Source organism: Salegentibacter sp. UBA1130 (assembly GCF_002311535.1).
GTDB lineage: Bacteria > Bacteroidota > Bacteroidia > Flavobacteriales > Flavobacteriaceae > Salegentibacter > Salegentibacter agarivorans.
Map to the genome: position 1 here is coordinate 113,365 of NZ_DCAP01000006.1, position 22,322 is coordinate 135,686.

14 protein-coding genes are annotated in these 22,322 nt (G+C 37.8%); 2 read left to right on the top strand and 12 right to left on the bottom strand.

Features of this window, described 5'->3' with window-relative positions:
* Nucleotides 1–8 precede the first annotated feature (8 nt).
* From B4F31_RS01865 to B4F31_RS01880, 4 genes are read right to left on the bottom strand one after another with little or no spacing between them, the layout of a single operon-like run.
* Nucleotides 9–713: an L-ribulose-5-phosphate 4-epimerase gene (locus B4F31_RS01865; RefSeq protein ID WP_286760479.1), complete on the bottom strand. Its 705-nt coding sequence runs from the start codon at nt 711–713 to the stop codon at nt 9–11.
* A complete protein-coding gene (locus tag B4F31_RS01870; RefSeq protein ID WP_093303411.1) occupies nt 703–2,394 on the bottom strand; it encodes a ribulokinase in 1,692 nt (563 codons plus the stop codon). The genes B4F31_RS01865 and B4F31_RS01870 overlap by 11 nt, the downstream gene beginning before the upstream one ends.
* Before the next feature lie 31 nt (nt 2,395–2,425).
* Nucleotides 2,426–4,813 (bottom strand): glycoside hydrolase family 127 protein, encoded by a 2,388-nt coding sequence (locus tag B4F31_RS01875; RefSeq protein WP_286760480.1) that lies wholly within the window; start codon nt 4,811–4,813, stop codon nt 2,426–2,428.
* 6 nt (nt 4,814–4,819) lie between these two features.
* Nucleotides 4,820–6,358 (bottom strand): alpha-N-arabinofuranosidase, encoded by a 1,539-nt coding sequence (locus tag B4F31_RS01880; RefSeq protein WP_286760481.1) that lies wholly within the window; start codon nt 6,356–6,358, stop codon nt 4,820–4,822.
* A 186-nt stretch (nt 6,359–6,544) separates the two neighbouring features.
* Here B4F31_RS01880 and B4F31_RS01885 point away from each other — a divergent pair, with 186 nt between their 5' ends.
* Both B4F31_RS01885 and B4F31_RS01890 read left to right on the top strand, forming a co-directional pair.
* Complete coding sequence (locus B4F31_RS01885; RefSeq protein ID WP_075325809.1) at nt 6,545–7,234, top strand: NUDIX hydrolase; 690 nt, start codon at nt 6,545–6,547, stop codon at nt 7,232–7,234.
* A 314-nt stretch (nt 7,235–7,548) separates the two neighbouring features.
* Nucleotides 7,549–11,610 carry a hybrid sensor histidine kinase/response regulator transcription factor gene (locus B4F31_RS01890; protein WP_286760482.1) on the top strand — a complete coding sequence of 1,354 codons (4,062 nt, stop codon included), beginning with the start codon at nt 7,549–7,551 and terminating at the stop codon, nt 11,608–11,610.
* Nucleotides 11,611–11,635: 25 nt separating this feature from the next.
* On the opposite strand, the gene B4F31_RS01895 is transcribed toward B4F31_RS01890, so the two are convergent.
* The 8 genes from B4F31_RS01895 to B4F31_RS01930 all read right to left on the bottom strand — a co-directional run bounded on the left by B4F31_RS01895 (nt 11,636) and on the right by B4F31_RS01930 (nt 22,302).
* Nucleotides 11,636–12,751 (bottom strand): alpha/beta hydrolase-fold protein, encoded by a 1,116-nt coding sequence (locus tag B4F31_RS01895; RefSeq protein ID WP_093303416.1) that lies wholly within the window; start codon nt 12,749–12,751, stop codon nt 11,636–11,638.
* A 52-nt stretch (nt 12,752–12,803) separates the two neighbouring features.
* A complete protein-coding gene (locus B4F31_RS01900; protein ID WP_286760483.1) occupies nt 12,804–14,717 on the bottom strand; it encodes an alpha/beta hydrolase-fold protein in 1,914 nt (637 codons plus the stop codon).
* Between the two features lie 27 nt (nt 14,718–14,744).
* Entirely contained in the window at nt 14,745–15,566 is an 822-nt protein-coding gene (locus tag B4F31_RS01905) for a sialate O-acetylesterase (RefSeq protein WP_286760484.1), read from the bottom strand.
* Nucleotides 15,567–15,586: 20 nt separating this feature from the next.
* Nucleotides 15,587–16,894, bottom strand: coding sequence for a glycosyl hydrolase family 8 (locus B4F31_RS01910; RefSeq protein ID WP_286760485.1), 1,308 nt, complete (start codon nt 16,892–16,894; stop codon nt 15,587–15,589).
* A 36-nt stretch (nt 16,895–16,930) separates the two neighbouring features.
* Complete coding sequence (locus tag B4F31_RS01915) at nt 16,931–18,640, bottom strand: glycoside hydrolase family 43 protein (protein ID WP_286760486.1); 1,710 nt, start codon at nt 18,638–18,640, stop codon at nt 16,931–16,933.
* A 42-nt stretch (nt 18,641–18,682) separates the two neighbouring features.
* Nucleotides 18,683–20,044, bottom strand: coding sequence for a glycoside hydrolase family 43 protein (locus B4F31_RS01920; RefSeq protein WP_245764338.1), 1,362 nt, complete (start codon nt 20,042–20,044; stop codon nt 18,683–18,685).
* Nucleotides 20,045–20,100: 56 nt separating this feature from the next.
* Nucleotides 20,101–21,261, bottom strand: coding sequence for an alpha/beta hydrolase-fold protein (locus B4F31_RS01925; protein ID WP_286760487.1), 1,161 nt, complete (start codon nt 21,259–21,261; stop codon nt 20,101–20,103).
* A 72-nt stretch (nt 21,262–21,333) separates the two neighbouring features.
* Nucleotides 21,334–22,302 (bottom strand): glycoside hydrolase family 43 protein, encoded by a 969-nt coding sequence (locus B4F31_RS01930; RefSeq protein WP_286760488.1) that lies wholly within the window; start codon nt 22,300–22,302, stop codon nt 21,334–21,336.
* Nucleotides 22,303–22,322: the final 20 nt, after the last annotated feature.

Sequence of the window (22,322 nt, forward strand, 5' to 3'; positions counted from 1 at the left end):
GGTAGATATTAATTTTGGCCGTAATAGGCATTTTTGCCGTGTTTACGTTCGTAATGTTTTTTGATTAAGGAATCCTTCATTCTTGGTGCTTCCGGATTAATTTGTTTGGTAAGTAATGCCATTTTTGCCACCTCTTCCAACACCTTACTATTGTACACAGCTTTGGCGGCGTCTTTTCCCCAGGTAAAGGGACCGTGATTACCAATTAACACCATAGGTACTTCTTCATAAGAAAGGTTTTTATCTTTAAAACAATCTAAAATCTGGATCCCGGTATTATGTTCGTAATTCCCTTCTATTAGTTCATCACGCATTGGCGGTGCGCAGGGAATATCGGCGGTAAGATGATCGGCGTGTGTAGTTCCAAAAATAGGAATATCTAATTGCGCCTGTGCCCATGCTACAGAATATGTAGCGTGAGTATGGGCTATCCCACCAATGTTTTCCCAGTTTTTATAAAGAAAAGCGTGGGTTTTGGTATCAGAAGAAGGCCGCATTTCACCTTCAATCACAGTATTATCAAAATCCAGGATTACAATGTCTTCCGGTTTTAATTCTTCATAGGGAACGCCACTTGGCTTAATTGCAAAAACCTTTTTTTTACGATCTACGGCACTTACATTTCCGAAAGTATAGATCACCAGGTTTAAGGCATCAAGTTCCATATTGGCCTCGTAACATTCCTGTTTTAGTGCTTTATATTTAGAGCTCATTCACGGTAGATTTTCGGTTAATATTATTTTCAACAAAAGCGCCCAATTCTTTATATTCTTCCATTAAACCGGCGTAAGTTTCCAAAGCTTCCGGTTCAGGATGATATTCGGCTTCAAAATCACTGCCCAGTTTTTTACTGGCCTCGATTACATTTGGATAAAGCCCCGCAGCAACGGCTGCATAAACTGCAGCACCAAGAGCAGGAGCTTCATCTGAAGAAGCAACTTTTATGGGCATATTTAAAACGTTGGCTAGGGTTTGCATAATAAAGGGCGATTTTCTTGCTACTCCCCCAATACCAATTACGCTATTTATTTTTACTCCTTCTTCTTCAAAACGATCTACAATTTGTTTGGAACCAAAGCAAATGGCATTGATAAGCGCTTTAAAAATATGAGGTGCTTTTGAACCCAGTGAAAGTTTGGTAATCGCACTTTTTAACTCTTGGTTAGCATCTGGAGTTCTTCTCCCGTTTATCCAGTCTAACGCAATAGGAATACTTTCTGAAAGCGGAATTTCTTCGGCTGCTTCAGAAAGTTTTTTAATGAAATCTTTATCAATTTCATCTCTAAGTTTTGCTTTTTGTTCTTCGGAAATAATAGCTGAATTGAAAACCAAATTCTCCAAAGGCCAGTTTAGCACATCTTTAAACCAGGCGAGAACATCGCCAAAAGCTGATTGTCCGGCTTCCAAGCCGATCATTTTAGGAATTACCGATCCATCTACCTGTCCGCAGATTCCGCGAACGGTTTTATCTCCAACATTTTCCTGTTCTGAAACGATAATATCACAGGTAGAAGTTCCCATAACGCGAACTAAGGTATGCTTATCTATTTTTGCACCAACCGCCCCGGAATGGGCATCGAAGGTTCCAACCGCGACTACACAATCGGTAGAAAGTCCAAGCTTTTCGGCCCAGACTGCACTTAAATTTCCGGCAACTTCATCTGAAGTATAGGTCTCGGTGTATAGCCTTTCCCGTAATTCACCTAAATAAGGATCCAGTTTATTTAGAAAATCTTTAGGAGGAAGCCCGCCCCAGCTTTCATGCCACATCGCTTTGTGACCTGCAGCGCAACGGCTTCGTTTAAAAGAAGCTAAATCCTGATTTGCAATAAGCATAAACGTCAATAGATCGCAATGCTCCATCCAGGAATAGGCGGCGTTTTTCACGGCTTCATCTTCACGAATAACATGCGCAATTTTTGCCCAAAACCATTCAGAAGAATAAATTCCACCTTCGTATTTGGTAAAATCTTCCCCGCCCCAGGTCCTGGCCAATTCGTTTATTTCATTGGCCTCGTTAATGGCGGTGTGGTCTTTCCAAAGTACCATCATTGCGTTTGGGTTCTCCTTCAAACCTTCTTCAAAAGCCAGCGGAGTACCTTCCTTTGTAACAGCAATTGGTGAAGAACCGGTAGTATCAATACAAATTCCTTTTACTGCAGAACCATCAACACTGGTTTTTGCTAAAACACCTTTTATTGTTTTTTCTAAGCCTTCAATATGATCTGCCGGATGTTGCCGAAATTGGTTGATTGCCGCATTACAATATTTCTTATCACGCCACTGCGGATAATAAAATGTATCAGTGGCCAGTTCTTCTCCACTCCCTGTATCTACAAGTACTGCTCTTACTGAGTCAGTTCCATAATCCAGGCCTATAACGTAATTCTTCATTCTTGGTATGCTATTTAAATCTTTTTTATTGCTATTCTTTTAATAATCTTATATTATAAATACCTGCTGTTCTGGATCCCGAGTTGGCTTCAAAACGTATGGTGATTTTTTCCTCTTCATTATATTCTAAATTGTTTGGCAGTTTATATTCTTTAGAAAAAAATTGGTCGCCTTTTTCACCATTAAAATTTTCTTCAACCAGAACTTTATCATTTATATAAATACTGAATTCCCTATTTGCATCTTTTCCGTAGTAAGTAATTTGAAGCTTGCTGGCGTTTTGTGCATTGTCTTCCAGCTCGTAACTGAACCATCCTGAAGCATCACGCCAATGACGATTTTGATGAACGCCGGTATTAGAATTTTTACTTTGAATAAAATGATCTGATTCCGGTTGCTGTTCACCGGGAACTACCCTGTCTATGGTATTTGCTTCCAGTTCACGCTCAACGATTTCCCTTTCCTTTAAGTCTTTTTGTTTTTTCTGGTAACTTTCTTTCGTTTCCAGTGGAAGATAAATGGCATATCTGGACTCGTGGATATTATAAAAAGGAATAAATTCCTGTTCCTTAAACTTTTCTGGATAAATACCATCGGCTACTGAAAAAATTAGATTTTCACCCGGATTCTTTTTGACTTTTTCCACCAGATCTTCTAGATTTTCAGATAAAAATACAGGCATTTGAGAGATTGGTATTTGAGTACCATCTGCAATATGGCCACCCCGACTGTCATCAGCAAAAACTCCTTTTTGATCTTCCTTCCCGGTTTTTGTTCCCAAAACAATTGGTCCATACTTTAACGCAGCATAGTCTGAACCATCGGGAAGTTTTTCAGCTGTAATGTGCATAGGTAATTCAACTCTTATTTTATCCCCGTTTTCCCAGGTTCGGTTAATGCTTACATAAGAACCCGGATCCTGATTTACTGCAAAAGATTCTTCATTTATAAATATTTTAAACTGACCTTTTTTTACCCAGGAAGGATACCTCAGATGAAGAATAAAATTTTTCGGCTCCTTAGTCTTAATACTAAGATTCGTGGTTTCTTCTTTTGGGAAATCAGTTTGCTGGAGTATTTCTACATTTTGTTTTTCCCATTTTAAGGTAGAAGGAATAAAAAGATTTACATACAACTCGTTTTCAGAATGGGTATAAATAAACTGGTTATACTTTCCGTGATTTTCAATTCCGGAGCCTACACAGCACCAAAAACTCGTTTCCGGCTGGGAGTAAACCCGGTAATGGCCGGGACGCATTGGAGTAAAATATACAAAACCTCCTTTTTCTGGATGCTGGGAAGAAAGAATATGATTGTATAATGCTTCCTCATAATAATCTATATATTTTTCATCTGGATTAGTAAGAAATAATTTCTCACTTAACCTTAACATATTATAGGTGTTACAGGTTTCTGGCCCCTGCTCGCTGGAAATCATTTCAGAAAAATCTGTAGTAGGATGAAAATGCTCCCTAACACTATTTCCTCCAATTGCTACCGAGCGTTTATTGACCACGTTATCCCAGAAATAAGTCGCAGCAGTATGATAATCTTCGTTGTCATCTAAACCAGCAATTGTCTCAAAACCAATTACTTTAGGAATCTGCGTGTTGGCATGCATTCCATTTAGAATATCATTATTCGAGGCTAATGGTTTAAGCAGTTTTTGATGTGAAAATTTATAGGCCAATTCCAGGTATTTTTCTTCACCGGTGATTTTGGCCACATTTGCAAAAACTTCATTTAAACCACCGTGTTCGGAAACTAATAACTCCTGAATTTGTTCTTCTGAAAGCCCGCTGGTGACCTGCAGCATCCAGTCAGAAAAACTGATCAACATATCTTTGGCCTTAGATTTTCCGGCAATTTGATAAGCATCCCGAAGCCCTGCGTAGGTTTTATGAATGTTATATAGAGGCACCCATTTTCCATTTAAGCTAAAACTTGCAGCATCAATTTTGCCTTTAGAAATTTGACTCCATAATTCTTTACTTCCGGGAACGCCACCTATGTATCCGTTAGCATTAGCTTGCTGCGCTCTTTCTAATTCATTTAAACTATAGGTAAGCAACGAATCGGCTTTTTCACTTCCCGCTGAAGCCTGCATCTGGGCCAGGGCAGTAAGATAATGCCCCCCAATATGACCATCTAAGCCTGAATTTTCCCAATTGGTATAACTTTCTGCCTTTGGCTGCAACCCGGCTTCACGTAAAAAAGGTGCTAAAAGTTTATCGGGATTTAATTCTAAGATATAATCTAAATCAACCAGCATCGCATTGCGAAAAGGACCTTCTTCTAGGCTGACATCCTGAAGCTTAAAAGTTTCTAATTTGGTTTGCTGGCCAAACATAAATGTTGAGGCCAGGCAAACTAATAAGCTAAAAAGATTTATTTTAAGATCAGCAAAGGAAAATTTCATTTTAAATTATTTAGACGATAATACTACTACAGAAAAAGGTGGGAGGCTAACTTCCAACTTGCCTTTTCTCAATTTAAAATCTTTAAATTCAGCAATATTTATTTTATTAGGATTATCAAAAGTATTGTGATCCTGGATTTTCCCTGATTTCAGGATTTCAGCTTCAATATTATTAACATCTAAACCTTCCAAATCTATTTCTACTTTATGCTCTGCACTGGCATCAATATTTACCAATGAAATATTGGTATTTCCGGTTTCATTTTTAGAAGCTGAAACAGAAATTGCAGGCAACGATTCTCCATTGTAGGTATATTCAGGAGAATCAAACTCAACGGGTAATAACTGCGCATCGTGGTGTACGGTGTACATTTTAAATACGTGGTAAGTTGGCGTAAGAATCATTTTTTCACCTTCGGTTAGCGCCACTGCCTGTAAAACATTTACAGTTTGCGCCAAATTGGCCATTTTAACCCTCCCACTATGATTATTAAAAATGTTTAAGGTTGTACCGGCAATCATAGCGTCTCTCATAGTATTTTGCTGATATAAAAATCCGGGATTAGTACCTTCTTCAACGTCGTACCAGCCGCCCCATTCATCTACTACAAGATCTATTTCATTTTTAGGGTCATGCTTCTCCATGACTTCTATATGCCCTTTAACAAACTCATCCATTTTAAGCGCTTCTTCCATACTTTTAAAATAGATCTCCTCGTCATAGCCTGTAGCTGGACCTTTATTTTCCCAATCTATTACTGCATAATGGTGAAGACCAACGGCTTCAATTAAAGATTTTGGAACTTCTTTCATTAAAACTTCTGTCCAGTGATAATCGTCTCCGGAAGCTCCGGCGGCAATTCTGTAAAGATTGTCTTTATTTTCTCCGGCGGTCATAAAGGTTGAATACTGCTTATATATATTCGCGTAATATTCAACGGTCATATTACCACCGCAACCCCACATTTCATTTCCAATACCCCAATATTTTACTTTCCAGGGTTCATCTCTTCCATTTTCTTTCCTCAGCTTAGCCATAGGACTTCCTTCTGGATGGTTTGTATACTGTACCCAGTCCATAAAATCCTGAACTGTTCCGCTTCCTACATTTGCCGAAATAAAAGGCTCTGCACCCAGTTCTTCACAAAGGTTTAAAAAATTATGAGTACCAAAGCTGTTATCTTCGGTTACGCCACCCCACCAGGAGTTTACCATAGTAGGTCTGTCTTCCTGGGGGCCAATACCATCTTTCCATTGGTAAGTATCAGCAAAACATCCTCCGGGCCATCTTAGGTTTGGTATTTGTATTTCCTTTAAAGCTTCAATTATATCTATTCTCACCCCATCTTTATTTGGGATAGCACTGGTATCTCCTACGTAAAATCCATCATAAATAGATCTGCCCAGATGTTCAGCAAAATGCCCATAAATATGCTTACTAATTTTAGGCGCATCTTCTGCCGTTTTGAATGAAATTTTTATCTCCTGCCCCTGTACATTAAAAACGAAGCCGAGCATAAGAGCAAATAAAATTTTAACTTTCATATTATTATTGATTTACAGTGAATTAAATATCTTTAAACTCCTTAAGTGTTAATTATACATTTCCAAATATAAATAAAAGTAAATCTCAAAAACAATTTTTCTTTAACAAATTTTTAATTTTGTAAGTTCAGAAATTAAATTCAATATTAGCATGGCCGCGTTTCGGTTTTAAATTTCAGGTAAAAAATGGTTCAGAAATACCAATTAGAAGACAAAGTTCTTCTGGCAGTAGATTGTATAATATTTGGTTTTGATGAGGAAGATTTAAAAATTCTTCTTATTAAAAGAAATTTTGAACCCGAAAAAGGAAAATGGTCTTTGATGGGAGGTTTTCTTAAAAGACACGAAAACCTTAATATCGCTGCTAACCGTATCCTTTATCAACTAACCGGAATTGAACAAATTTACATGGAGCAGTTGTACGCTTTTAGTGAAGTAGACCGGGATCCTGCAGAAAGAACCATATCGGTAGCCTATTTTGCCCTTATTAATATTAAAGAGCATGACAAGGCTCTAATTGATAAATATTCGGCCAAATGGTTTAGCGTCACAGAACTTCCCGAGCTTATTTTTGACCATTCTGAAATGATTACCAAAGCTATAAAAAGGTTACGCTACAAAACTTCTAAAAAGCCAATTGGTTTTGAACTTCTACCCGAAAAATTTACGATGCGCCAGCTTCAAAAACTTTATGAATCTATACTTGGAGAAAAGCTGGATAAACGCAATTTTATCAATAAAATCAATGCTTTAGATATTTTAATTAAACTGGAAGAAAAAGATATGAATTCTTCCCGGAAGGGTTCTTTTTTATACCAGTTTGATGCCGAAAAATATCAGCAGAAAGTGGAAGAAGGTTTTTCTTTTAAACTATGATTTAGCAAATACTACCCAATATTTTTTTCTAAATATTTTCAATAAAAAATCCTTTTGAGAGTAGTTTTATCGAACTTAATGAATAATCAACCGTAAAATTGAAATTAAAACTTTTCTCCCAAAAGGATGAAAATAAGTATTTATTGGGGCGTAATTTTTATAAATCTCTAATAGATTGCTAATTTAAGAAAAAAATTATAACTTGTGGTCATACAAACCATAAGTTTTTTATGCTGCGCCAGTTTTAATGAAAAATTTCAATAATTAATTATTCTAAAAAAGTTCTACACCCTAAAAATTACGATGAGGTCTATATGAAAGCACCCAATTTTAAAGTAGCCTGTTTAAATAGATGCTATTTATTATTAACCATCCTTCTATTATCTCCACTCTTCAATTATGGGCAGGTAGGAAATCTATTTTCTACAGATGCAGAACTTTCCAGTAGTTTAATTAATCAAATCTTTCAGGATAGCAAAGGCTATATTTGGATTGCCACCGAAGATGGTTTAGACAGGTACGATGGGGCCAAATTTTCAATTTATAAACAAGAACGGGAAGATTCTACTTCAATCTTAAACAATTATGTAAAGTCCATATTTCAGGATAGTGAGGGTGTTTTATATTTCGGTTTTTTTAATGGTTTACAATATTTTGACCACGCTACTGAAGAATTCCATGAAATTCCTCTCTTAACGGAAGATAGTTCTGCCTATCCCGCGCACGTTACCACTATGCTTGAAAGAGAAAATGGAGAAATTTTAATAGGAACTTCTGGGCAGGGCATTTTAAAATTAAGCCAGGAGAATGGTAAACCTGTTGCTAGGAAGTTTCCCGAGATGGTTCCCACTTCGTTTCTTGAAAAAATTTTTGAAGATAGAAATGAAAATCTATGGGCCATAAGCCAGGATAAAGGGCTATTTAAAATAACGCGCGAAGGTAAAATCACCGAGTATTTTAATGAAAATGATTATGAAACTCAAATTTCCAGTATTACTCAAGATCAAAATGGGAATTTGTACGTGGGGAGTTTGAGTGCGGGCCTGTTTAAATATAACCGTGAAAAAGATAATTTTAAATTTATAGAAGACTCTAAAAATCTACCGGTAAAAACACTTTTTGTAAATAAAGAGAATGAAATTTTTGTGGGTACAGATGGGATGGGTTTAAAGATCTATGATCCTGTAAGAGAAAAAATGAGTGTGAACGATTTTAGCATTGCTAATTTCGATTTTAAGAAAACTAAAATTCACTCTATAATGCAGGATAAAGCCGATAATCTTTGGCTCGGTATTTATCAAAAAGGAGTTTTACTAATTCCAGATAAGGCCAATAATTTTAATTATATAGGCTATCAATCGGTAAAAAACAACATTATAGGTTCCAACAGCGTGGTATCTATATTTAAGGACAGGCAAAAGATTTTGTGGGTAGGTACCGATGGGGACGGATTATATGGTGTAACCGAAGATAAAAAACAGCGTTTTCATTTAGGTCAAAATGGGATACAGGGATCGGCGAGTATTATGAGCATTTTCCAGGATTCCGAAAATGAATTATGGATTGGCACGTACCTTAACGGTCTCGCAAAAGTAAATAGGGAAACGCAGGATTTAAAATATATTGAGCCTTTTAAAGACGACAAAAATAATACCGTAGAACGCGTCTATAATATTACTGAAGATAGCAAGAAAAATCTTTGGATTGGTACCCTGGGATACGGACTTTATTCTTATAATCTTGAAACCAAAGAAAGCACAAACCGTAATGTTATTGAAAATGGAGCCCCTTTTGACCAGTTATACAATAAATGGATTAACTGCTTACTCCTATCTAATACCAATAAGCTTTATATAGGTACTTATGATGGGCTTGCCACCCTGGATTTAGAGAAAAATAGCTACCTGAACCAAAAAGGTGAAAACCATATCTTAACCAATAAAATTGTTTACAGCCTATATGAAGATGAAGAAAATAATTTATGGATTGGAACTTCTGAAGGTTTATTTTACAAACCACATAACGATACTATTACCCAAAACTACACTATGGAGCAAGGCCTTCCCAGTGATGTAATAAGCGCGATAGAGGAAGACAGCAATAATAATTTGTGGATAAGTACCAATAATGGTATTTCAAAATTCGAACTTCAAACCAAAGAGTTTAAAAATTACTATTTCCGGGATGGGCTTCAGGGAAATGAATTCAATAAAAACGCGTCTTATGCTGAAGCTAATGGTCGCCTATATTTTGGAAGCACCAACGGTATCACTTTTTTTGATCCTTCAGAAATAACTTCAAAAGGAAGTGATGTAGATTTAAGAATTACAGGATTTTATCTTCAAGACGAACCGGTAAAAAAAGGAATGAAATCTGGTTCTTATTCCATAATAGAAAAAGCAATTACTGATGCTGATACTATTGAACTGGCTCATAACGATAACGATTTTAGTATTGAATTTTCTTCGTTTGCATTCAAAAACCAGCAGTGGATTACGTATTCTTATTCCCTTAATTCAGAAAACTGGATAAAATTAAGGCCTGGGATGAATACCGTAACCTTTAATAACCTTGAACCTGGGACCTATAATTTTAAAGTAAGAGCTAAAGATTATGGAGAATACTCCAACGAGCAGGAACTTAGCATAATTATTCACCCGCCCTGGTATTTTTCAAGCTGGGCCAAATTAGGCTATTTATTACTGCTTATTGTTATTTCTTATGTTATAGTGCAGGAAATATTACAGCGACGTAAAACAAAGAATGAGTTACAGGAACATTTACGCGCAGAACAGATTAATGAAGCTAAGCTGCAATTTTTAACTAATATTTCTCACGATATAAAAACCCCAATTTCCTTAATTATAAATCCGTTAAAAAAACTTATAAAATCCGATACCGAAGAAGATCGCCAAAAGCTCTATAAAATTATGGAGCGAAATTCTGAGCGGATTTTGCATCTTTTAAACCAATTAATTAATGCCCGAAAATTTGACCAGGGAAAAATTGAATTGAAATTTCAAAAAACTGAAATAATAGGTTTTGTAAAATCTATAACTTCACTTTTTGACGACCAGATTGAAAGTCACGGAGTCAAATTCGAGATTAATCATCCAGATTCAGAAATAACAGCTTATATAGATCCAAATCATTTTGATAAGATAATTCAGAATTTAATTTCCAATGCTATAAAATTCACTCCCCAAAATGGGACTATTGAAGTGAATATAGGCACTCATGAAAAAAAGAACCAATTTTACATTAGCGTAAAAGATAACGGCGTTGGCATCAAGGAAAGTGAACTAAATAACGTCTTTAACCGTTTCTACCAGGTCTCTAATAATGAAAGCAGACAGTTTGAAGGTACAGGAATAGGCCTGCATTTAACCAAATCTATAGCCGAACTTCACCACGGCACCGTTAAAGTTGAAAATAATAAGAACCAGGAAGGTTGTAAGTTTATAATTAGCGCACCCTTGGGAAAAAGCCATTTAAAAAAAAGTATGATTGCTGAAGAAACTTCTGCCACTTCATATCCTAACAAAGAAACTCATGCCATACATATTATTCCTAATAGAGAGGAAGTAAAAAGTCCTTCAGAAAAGAATAAACCTACCGTTTTAATAGTTGATGATGATGATGAAATAAGAAATTATATCGCTATAGAATTACAAAACCATTACAACATTATAAAAAAAGAAAACGGAAAATTAGCTCTTCCCGAGGTGATTAAAAACGCTCCCGCTTTAATAATTAGTGATGTAGTAATGCCCGAAATGGACGGTATAACGCTTACGCGAAAAATCAAAAAAAATATTCATACCAATCATATCCCTGTAATTCTTTTAACGGGTAAAACCGATAAGGAAACTAACCTGGAAGGGCTGGAAATAGGTGCAGATGCTTATATCAACAAACCCTTTAATATAGATATCTTAAAAAAGACGGTAAAAAATCTCATTAAAAACAGAAATGTTTTAAAGAACACTTATTCCGGAAACCAATTACACGAAGAGAAAATTAAGCATATAGATTTAAAATCTGGTGATGAAACCCTGGTTGAAAAATTTATGGAAGTTGTGAATAATAATATAAGCAATCCAAATTTAAATGTAGAAATGGTTGCTTCAGAATTAGGTATAAGTCGGGTTCATCTTTATCGTAAATTAAAACAGCTCACCAACCAATCGGCTGGAGAATTAATCACAAATATCAGGCTGAAAGAAGCTGCCAATTTACTGATTTCCAAAAATATTAATATAGCTGAAGTAGCCTACGCGGTTGGTTTTTCCAGCACGTCAAAATTTTCAACCAGGTTTAAAGATTTGTATGGAATGCCTCCAACAAATTACCGGCAAAAGCAAAAACACGCTTAATTAACTTTAAAAAAGAGTCAATAATTTAATCCTCAGCTTGAAATAACAACGGAGCGAGCTGGTGTAAGCTACGACGCCAGGTATGGAATTCGTGCGCTGTTCCCTCAGAAACGTATGAAACCGCATTAAAACCTTCCTTTTGCAATTCAGAAACTGCACTTTTTACGGCATCAGGTCTTTCCTTACTGCCGGTACTAATAAAAATTAATTCAGGCTTGGTTCTATCCTCGAGTTCCTTCGGTTCATAAATACCTCCACTAAACAGAGCGTAGTGAGAAAACACATCAGGCTTGTTTAGGGTTATAAGTTTTGTTTCAAAAGCTCCCATAGAAAGGCCAGCCATTGCACGGTTTTCCTTATTGGCTTTTGTTCTGTAATGAGTATCTATATAAGGAATTAATTCGTTTACCAACACCGTTTGAAAAGGCTTGATATCGAAGTCTTCTAAACCTCCAAATTCTATTTCGTTGGTCATGCCATAGGTCATCACTATGATAAAAGGTTTTGTTTTTCCTTCCGCCAGCAGGTTATCTATAATAAGGTTGGCACGCCCCTGATTGGGCCAGGAAGTCTCATTTTCGCCATACCCGTGTTGTAAATATAAAACCGGATAGTCTTTCTGTGGTTCCAAATCATACTCGGGTGGTGTATAAACAAAAGCTCGCCGCGAAGTATCGGTACTTTTTGACGGAAAAAGGATTTGTTCAACCTTACCGTGCGGAACATTTTTTAAAGCAAAGAATTCCTGATCTTGAGCCGGCACTTCAATACCGCTTCCCCAGCGATTTGCTCCATAAAAATATAGACTCCCGGGATCGGACACAGAAGCTCCATCTATGTTTAACTGATAATAGTGAAAACCTACATCCTGCGGTGCCGATTCACCTGTCCACACTCCTTCTTCATCTTTTTCCATATCGTATTTCACCCCGCCAATATCCAATTGAACCTTTTGGGCTTCAGGAGCAGATATTTGTGTGCGAACCTGTCCTTTCTCGTTAACCATAGGATATTCACTACCCGGCTGATTTACCGGGGAGGGTTTAAACTCTTCCTCATTGTTCCTCCCTTGACTCTGTGCAATTCCAGGGTGAAACAAATAGGCTAAGCTTAGAACGAGTATTAATTTATAGTGTTTCATAATAAGTATTTTAAATGTTAATAATTAGATTAGCCTATCCAGAAAAATCTTCTTATTTGAACAACAGCGGTGCAAAAGAATAAAGGTTGTGGCGCCACACTGGCCAGGTATGGCCGCCGGGATATTCACTATAATCATACTTTATTCCCATCTCATCAAATTTGGCCATCATCGCTTTATTATTGTTATAAGCTATATCTTCTTCACCACCCATAGCAATCCAGAAAGATTTAAGATTGTTATTAATTTTAGCGGCATTTTCTTTCATAAAAGCATATTCCGGCCTGGTAAGTTCTGGATTGTCTGTAAACCAGCCGGAGCTAAAAACTCCTAAATGAGAAAATAGATCGGTATTTCGAATACCAGCATATAAGGTTTGAAGGCCGCCCATGGAAAGCCCGGCCAAAGCCCGGTTTTCAGCCCCCGGTGCTACACGATAATTATTTTCTACAAATGGAATTACAGCCTGTTTCAGCTCCTGCTCAAAAGTTTGAAGTGATTGCTGAAAAGAATTACGGGATCCTAAATTTCCATCCATCATTACCACCAGCATAGGTTCAGCTTTGTTTTCGGCAATAAGGTTATCCAGAATCAAATCGGCACGTCCCTGGGTAGACCAGCCACGTTCGTCCTCACCTCCACCGTGCAGTAAATATAACACCGGGTAATCTTCATTTGAAGCGTCGTAACCCGGAGGAGCGTAAACATACATTCTGCGCCAGCTATTAGTTACTTCTGAAAAATAGCGTTTAATCCGTACATCCCCGTGCGGTACATCTTTTAGAGCATAAAATTCTCCCTCCCGGGATGGAATTTCAATTCCGCTTGCCATTCTACCCATTCCGTAAAAGGTTTCGCTGGCAGGATCGGCTACTGCTACATCGTCTATTACCAAAGAATAATAATGAAATCCCTGACCTATAGAATCAGTAGTAACCGTCCAGGCTCCGCTGGAATCTTTTTCCATATCGTATTTTTTCCCGAGATCAATTTGGACCTTCTTTGCTTCCGGAGCATTTATACGGAAGCTTACGCGATTGTCCGGCAAAATCTGCGGATAATCAGCAGAACGAATATTTGTTGAAGCAGGAGTTCCTAAAACCGTGTATTCTGAGAAAGATGATTCATCTACCGGTTTAAATAAAAATTGGCTAAACATATAAAGCCCGTTCTTCCAGACTTTAAAATCGTGCCCACCGGGCTCCAGATAATAGATGTGCGACACTCCTTTCTGAAAGAGATAATTATGAGTACGCTGACTGATGTTAATAAGATCATCCTTATCCCCACAAGAAATAAAAAGTAGCTCAAGTTTTTCTTTGGCTTCCTGGGGATTTGGTAGCAGCACTTCAGGTTCTTTGGTGTTGGGTGCAGCTGAAAAAGCTCCCACCCAGGCAAATTTATCGAGATTGCCAAGACCAAAATTCAGGGATTGACCACCACCCATAGAAAGCCCCGCAATAGCTCTATTCTCACGATCTGTCAGCACCGGATAATTCTTTTCAATAAAAGGAATCAGGTCATTTAATAAATCACTTTCAAAACGGCTAAAAGCTTCAATTTTATCCGGCGCAAAGATATTCCCTTCGGCACGGTCGTTTTTCATCGCTCTTCCGTTAGGCATTACCACCAGCATCGGTTGAAGCCTGTTTTCAGCATAAAGATTATCAAGAATTACCTGCGGATTAGCTCCTTTCAGCCATTCTTTTTCATCCCCACCAATACCGTGAAGCAAGTATAACACAGGATACTTCTTTTCTTTTGAAAAACCCGGTGGAGTATAAATTAATGCTTTTCGCGTATTTCCAACCGTTTTGGAAGCATAACTAATTGTGTCAATTTTCCCGGTGGCAATGCCTGTGCGTTCCTCATCAAAACCCTGAGGCATTTCTTTGGAAATCTCCTGCGCCGATGAAGAAAGTCCTAACATCAGGAGAAAAATTAATAGCGTACTGATTTTTTTCATAGTACAAATAGTTTAAATAGTTATCAATTACTTCAAAAGCGGAAGCATTTTTTCGGCATAACGCTCCCCCAATTCCCTATATCCTGCTGCTGAAAAATGTAAACCATCATCCACCCCTTCACAACCTTCAGAAGAAACGATGTGCGCGTTGGGAATTTTCTGTGGAAGCTTTGCGAGTATCTTATTCATACTGGCACATTTGCCGTCCTGTTCTTCTGAAACCATTTCTCCGGCTATTAGCGGAACTTCCTTAGCATTTAAACTCAGGTCTTTCAATAAATTCTCATAAACAACCTTCACTTTTTCGGGCCACTCTTCATCGCCGGTATTAGATTCTCCCTGGTGTAAAAGTATTCCTTTAATCACCCCCTTTTCCTGAGCTTTTTTTCCGAGATCTACTAAATGTCCATAAGGATTTCCGTTGTATTTATTAATGGCCGGCAGCATCCAATCGGGAGCATTGTCCACATATTCTTTATGATTTTCTTTATCGAATAATTCAATTTTACATCCTCCAACCGCAACATTAATTACCCCAACTTTTACATTTTCCGGTAGATTTTGAATCATAGTTCTGCCAAAATAATCGGTAGGGGTTAAACCGGTATCGCACCTTGACAAAGGCGGAACTGCGGTATACCATTTTCCTGCTTCACGTCCCAATTCGGGACAATCTACACTTTGCAGCACCTGGAATCTTTCATTTCCTATTGTATCCTGAGATACAAATTTGGCGTGCCCTTCCATATTGGACTGACCAAAACTTAAATACACGTGAAAATTGGAATCCTGTGCAAAACCAACTGTCCCGGTTATTAGAAGTGCTATTAAAAAATATATTGCTTTCATATTTTAGCTTATTAATCAGATTAGTTTGCTTGGGGAGTTATGATCTGGTAATTACCACTTAATTGCATAAGGCTAAACAGGTAGAGCAGCCCATCAAAATAAGGATCAAAATAGCCATCTTCGTAAGGTTCTAATTTTGCGTCCCAAATTTCATCTACAAACTTCCAGCCTTTGGGATGGGTAGTCATTAAAGAAGCTGTAGCAGCAGTAGAAACAAGGCCAAGAGAATGCCTTAACTTCTGAAAACCTCCCGCAGGAAGTATCCAATCTGGAGTTGAGCCATCTATATTATATTGATCTACATAAGTTTCCAGCCCCTCACAGTACAGGAAATTTTGGAATCGGTGTGCATATTGTTGCTGCCATTCCCTGTCTTTAGCAAACCAGCTATAATCCATTGCAATATTAAAAGGCACACGCCAGGAATCATATCTAAATGCATCCCCCATTTTTCCTCGACTATGAGGTTCTCCGCTAAATTCAGCATAATCTGGAGTTAAACCGGTTTCGGGATGAGTGGCGCGATGAAGAAAAACCCTTGCTGTATCGGCAGTTGCCCTGTAAAATTCCTCCCGACCATCATTGGCATATTCTGCCCAAATCTCAAAGAAAGCCGGCACATGATAAGAAGGGTCCGTCCAGTCATATCCGCCATCGTGCGGAACAAAGGTTATTTGTTTATGTTCTTCATTGAGTACATTCCTAACGCCATTAGTACCATCTTTGCTCCACATAGCATCCAGAATTCTCCTGGCTTCGGCGTAATAATCTATCCCGGTGTCATTTCCCCAAAGATTAGAAGCGAAAAGCAGTGCAGTTACAAAGAATAATTCCCCATCTGAAGCCGATCCTTCGGCATTCTTTTTTCCCGTTTTTGGATCTACACTCCAGGCAAAATAAGCTTCACTGGGTCCTTCCTGGTGCTGCATATATTTCACCGTCCAGCGCCACAATTTGTCAAAAACTTCTTTTTTATCAAACTGAACCGCCACCATTAATCCGTAAGAAAGTCCTTCGGTACGCGCATCTTTATTTTTAAGATCAGATACATATGCCAGGGAATCTTCTACTTCAAAATACACCCTATTTGGGCCTTCAAAGACATCGTAAAAAGCCTTTTTCAGCTTTGCATCAATGGCGGCTTGAGAATAACCGGCTTCTAAAAATAGGTTTCTATATTCCCCGGTTTCCCAGGCTCCCTTAGTCCAGGGCTCCATTTTTCCACGAGGACCTTCTACTTCTTCATCACAATTTTGTGCAATTATATCTGCTGTAAAAAACAGCAGACAAAAAATGCACAATACAGGTATATAAAACTTTTTTATCATTTTTTCTCGTGTTTAAAATTTGAATTACGAAATTCCCTATTCCTCAGGAACCACATCGTTTGCCGAGGTTGCATATAAACCTATAAGAGTCCCGGTAAAACCACCGGCCACATTGGTAGATAATATATCGCCTGAAACAGTACCTCCTAAATTCTCAAAATCGTCCCCATTTATAGCATAACTGAATTTATAGTCATCTCCATCAGCCTCTATTCTAAGCTGAATTTCTCCTTTGAATTCTATTTCTTTAGTGGCTAAAATTTTAGAAGAACCTTTTTCTGTTCTTTCTAATACTAAATAATCTTTATTATCTTTTTTGGTTAAACCGAATACATAATTGAAACTTTCACTTTGTAAAGCTGTAATTCCGGCTAAATCTTTTTCAGACTTAGGTTTATAATTCATGGTAGTTGTAAAGGAAAAATCTTTATGCTGCTGACGGTGGAAAAGCGTAGATGTAGGTTTTACTTCCTTAATATTAACGTCAAAAGGATTTATTTTCACTCCATTTTTAGTTATCTCCATAAAATCTTCACGCGGACCTCTTAAACCTATCCAACGATAATCGAGTTTTTCTGAAGTAAAATCTTCGGTATAGGTAAAGTTACCATTAGGGAAAAAATCTCCCTCGCCGGTCTTATTTTCTACACCTTCCGGCATTTTAAGTTTTGGCTCCATGGGAACCAAACCGTTTTCAAAAACCGGAAATTCACCAGACCAATCTACGGGTAGAATAAAAGTTTCCCTCCCGGTATTTACCCTATCTTTTTCATTGGGGCGTATTCCTAAAAATACTCCGTAGTATTTATCATCTGGACCAACTACCAAGTCGGCGTGTCCTACCCAGTCTACTTTATTCTCCCTGTCTTTTGGAAAATGACGCTGCGTTAAAATAGGATTGCTGGGTGCAGGCTCGTAAGGCCCCATTGGCTTATCGCTTACAAAAATTACTTCGCTATGCCAACCACCGGTACCACCTTCAGCACACATTAAATAATACCGACCGTCTTTTTTATAAATATGCGGTGCTTCAATCCAGATTGGCTTTTTAGAAAGGTCTACTCCGCCATTCACAATAATTTTATCGGTGCCTTCTATTACCTGGTCGTTTTCTACATCGTATTCCCATATTTTAATCACGCGATGTCCCTGGTATAATTCTTCTCCTTCAGTTGGTGCATCGTTATGAGTTACATAAGCCTTCCCGTCGTCATCAAAAAAGATTGCAGGATCTATTCCCGCAAAATCTAATTTAATAGGATCACTCCATCCCTCTTTAGGATCCTGGCTTTTAACTACTATATTACCAAAACCGCCGGCAAATTGTGTGGTGATCATATAGAACGTATCGTTATTCGGATTGTAGCGAATATCTGGCGCAAAAATTCCCAGACTAATTTCGGTATTCTGCACTTTAAGTTGAGATTTGCGATCTAACACGTGACCAATTTGGGTCCAGTTCACCAAATCATTGGAATGAAAAATTGGCACCCCCGGAAACATCGCGAACGATGAAGAGACTAAATAATAATCGTCACCTTTGCGGGCAATAGCCGGATCTGGATACATTCCCTGTAAAATTGGATTGTAGAACTCATTAGAATCCAAAGGATTTTCATTATAGATATCGTCATCACCTTCGTATATCACGCTGGAAAATACCGGAATATTTTTTTGGGCATTACAACCGGTAAAAACAAATAAAGCCAAAAAGGCGGTGATTAAAACAACTTGATTTTTTTTCATTATTTACTTTTTAATTAATTCTTATCGTTTTTCTATTAAATCTTATTTTGAAAACATCCAGTAATCGAAATACAGAATTTCACTTGCTGCTCTGCCTTTAAATACAAAATATACATCGTGCACACCGGTAACTTTTTCTACCTCTGTGGTTAGCAATTCCCACCTATCGCTACCACCGGTTAACGGAACTTCTATGGTTCCTATTAATTTTCCATCAACGGAATCAAGCCTTATTTCCATACTTACGTTTCCATTGTGTGTGGTTCCCACCCTGGCAGCAAAGTTTGAAGCACCATGTGCTCTAAAATCTACTTCCCGAACCTTTGAAAATGAATTATTGCGCGTTGCCACAATGAAATTTCCAACCAAATCGTTCTCTTTAGATTTTAAGCCTTCTGACCAGGCAATAGTTTCGGCTTCATTTTTAACATACGGGTTTAAAGTTTGTAGAGCTTCCTCAATTCCATCGGTCATTTTCATTTGCTTTACTGAACCATCTTCATTAAAATGCATTTGTTCTACGGCTACAGATCTTGTGAATCCGCTTCCACCGGGGAGTGCGGCATTGTGATAAAAGAAATACGTATTTCCTTTAAAATCTATAGTTGCGGGATGGTTGGTAAAAGCACCACCTTCTTGTGGCATTACCACACCCTGGTATTTATAAGGCCCGGTTATATTTTTACTTGTGGAATATCCAATATGCTCCGGTAGTGGGCCGGCCGCGAAAAACATATAGTAAATTCCATCTCTTTTATAAAGCCAGGGACCTTCTTCATAGGTTGTTGGCCTCCTGGTATTTTCTTCGCCTTCTCGTTTACCAAATGCTTCAGTAGTATTGGGAATTTGGGTTATTTCACCCTCATAGCTAATCATATCCTCATTTAACTTTACATAATACGGCACCGGATTTCCCCAAAATAAATATGCTTGTCCATCGTCATCAATAAAAACTGAAGGATCTATATCATCTTGGCTGTTACTTATTAAAGGTTTTCCAAGTGGATCAATAAAAGGTCCGTACGGACTATCGGCTATGGCAACGCCGATACCATTTTTTCCTTCCCTGCTTGTTATTGGCACGTACATATAGAATTTACCGTCCCTTTCTATAGCCTGTGGGGCCCAGGCATTTCTCCCTGCCCATTCAAAATCGTCATAAGTTAATACTGCGCCGTGATCTGTCCAGTTAACCATATCTTCGGTGGTATATAAACGCCAGTCGTTCATCGTGAACCAGGTAGACTCATCTTCGTCGTGAGAAGTATATAAATACAGCTTATCATTATAAACCATTGGAGCAGGATCTGCCGTGAAATTGGTTTGAACAATTGGATTTTGAGAAATACCTGCCTTAAAAGTTAGCATAAGACCAAGGCATAATAAAGTTCTTGTAATATTCATAAATTGATTTTTATTCATTCCTTGATATCCATCAATAGCCTGAAATACTATTGATTTTAATTGAATAATAACTGGGCATATTGATATAAAGATCTTCTCCAGGTTAACCATTCATGAGCAGTATCAGGGGAAGAGTAAAAAGTATAATCTATATCCTGTTTTTCCAGCATATCCCTGAATTCATTTACGGTTTTAAAGAAAATCTCAGCTTCTTTAGTCCCAAGGCTCATAAAGATCATATTCAGTTTTTCTTCAATATCTTCAGCATTACTAAAAGCACCGTTTAGAAAAGTATCGGCATCCAATTTTTTATTACCGGGAAAATTAGCAGTACCACTAAAACCTCCGTAGTAGGAGAAATGGTCCAGGTTATTCATAATAATACTCATGGTGTGGCTTGCGCCCATTGAAAGCCCTGCAATGGCACGGTTTTCCCTATTGGAAATAGTGCGAAATTTGTTGTCGATTTTGGGAATAACCTCGTTTATAAGCACTTCTTCAAAAGAAGACATTGGCCGATTCTCTCCTGCTTTTTCAAGATCCTCAGGTTTGTATGCATAGCCGTTATCCATTACAATAATCATAGGTTCTGCATCACCTGAAGCAATTAAATTATCCAGAATTAGGTTGGCGTGACCCTGCGAGGACCAGCCGGTTTCATCTTCATAACTTCCATGTTGAAGGTAAAGAACAGGATATCTCTTTTCAAGATTTTCAAAATATCCGGGTGGAGTATACACGAAATTACGCCTCCATTGTTGAGTTATTTCTGAAAAATATAAGTTTTCAGAAACGTTTCCGTGAGGCACATCTTTTAGGGCATAAAACTCTTTGTCGCCCGCTGGAATTTCAATTCCACTGCCCCAGCGACCAGCACCATAATAATATTTTGAACTGGGGTCTGGCACTGAAGCGCCATCAATATTAAGCTGATAATAGTGAAAACCTTCATCCTGCGGGGCAGATTCCCCCAACCATACACCTTCTTTATTTTTTTCGAGATCATACTTTACCCCGCCAATATCCAGTTGCACCTTATTTGCTTTGGGCGCTTCAATTTGAACCCGAACTCTTCCTTCTGAATTTACCTTCGGAAATTCTTTTCCGGGTTGATTTACTGAAGAAGGTTTAAAATCTTCAACAATCTTTTCCTGTTCCGTTTGAGCAAAGGAAAATGAGACTGAAAAAATTAATAATAACAGGAATGAATGTTTCATAATTTAAGATTTAGAATGGTGCTTAATATTTTTTAGAAGGAATTTATTCTCTACTCTTTCAGTGTGTAAAACTTATTCTACAGCTTCTACCCCTTCTTCTGTTTGTTCCACTTTTTTAATGGTACCATCTTCATTGTAATACATATAATCTACCGTAATTGAACGTCTATAACTTCCGCCGGTTGGTAATACGCCATTATGGTAAAAGAAATAATCTTTTCCTTTGTACTCGATAATACCGGGATGAATGGTAAAACTATTGGGAGCGCTGTCTGCGAGTATTCCACGGTATTCCCAGGGTCCTTCCGGACTATCGGAGGTAGCATATTCAACTCTTTCGCGTTCTTCTCCTTTGCTGGCATATACTAAATAATACAGGCCTTTTCTTTTGTAAACCCAGGGTCCTTCTATAAAATTCTTTGGATTATAATAATGGATCTCCCCATCTAATTCAATCATATTATCTTTTAATTTCACCATTTTAAGGCTACCGTTGCCCCAGTACATATAGGCCTGGCCATCATCATCCACAAAAACTGAAGGATCTATATCATCCCAGCCGTGTGGATTATCGGTGGTCATTTCATTATAAATTAAGGCTTCTCCTTTAGCATCCTTGAATGGGCCTAAGGGGGAATCTGCCACTGCCACTCCTATTGCTGCACCTCCATTACTCCTGTCATCATCTTTATGAAAGGTGGATACATAGAAATAAAATTTACCATCTCTTTCTGCAACCTCAGCCGCATAGGCATCCCCGGTTGCCCAGGAGAAATCTTTTGGAGAGAGTTTTGGTCCGTGATTTTTCCAATTTTTCATATCAGTCGAAGAAAAAACCAGCCAATCCTTCATTTCGTAGTTGGTGGAAGATACTGAAGCCGTATCGTGGCTGGTATATAAATAAACCGTATCGTCATAAACCAGCGGTGCTGGGTCTGCCGTAAAAACATCTGTAATAATGGGATTTTGAGCTTTTAAAAGCTGAGGCGCAAGCATTACCCCTAATCCTACAAATGCGAGCATTTTAATTTTTAGTTTCATAATTTTATTATTTATCGGTT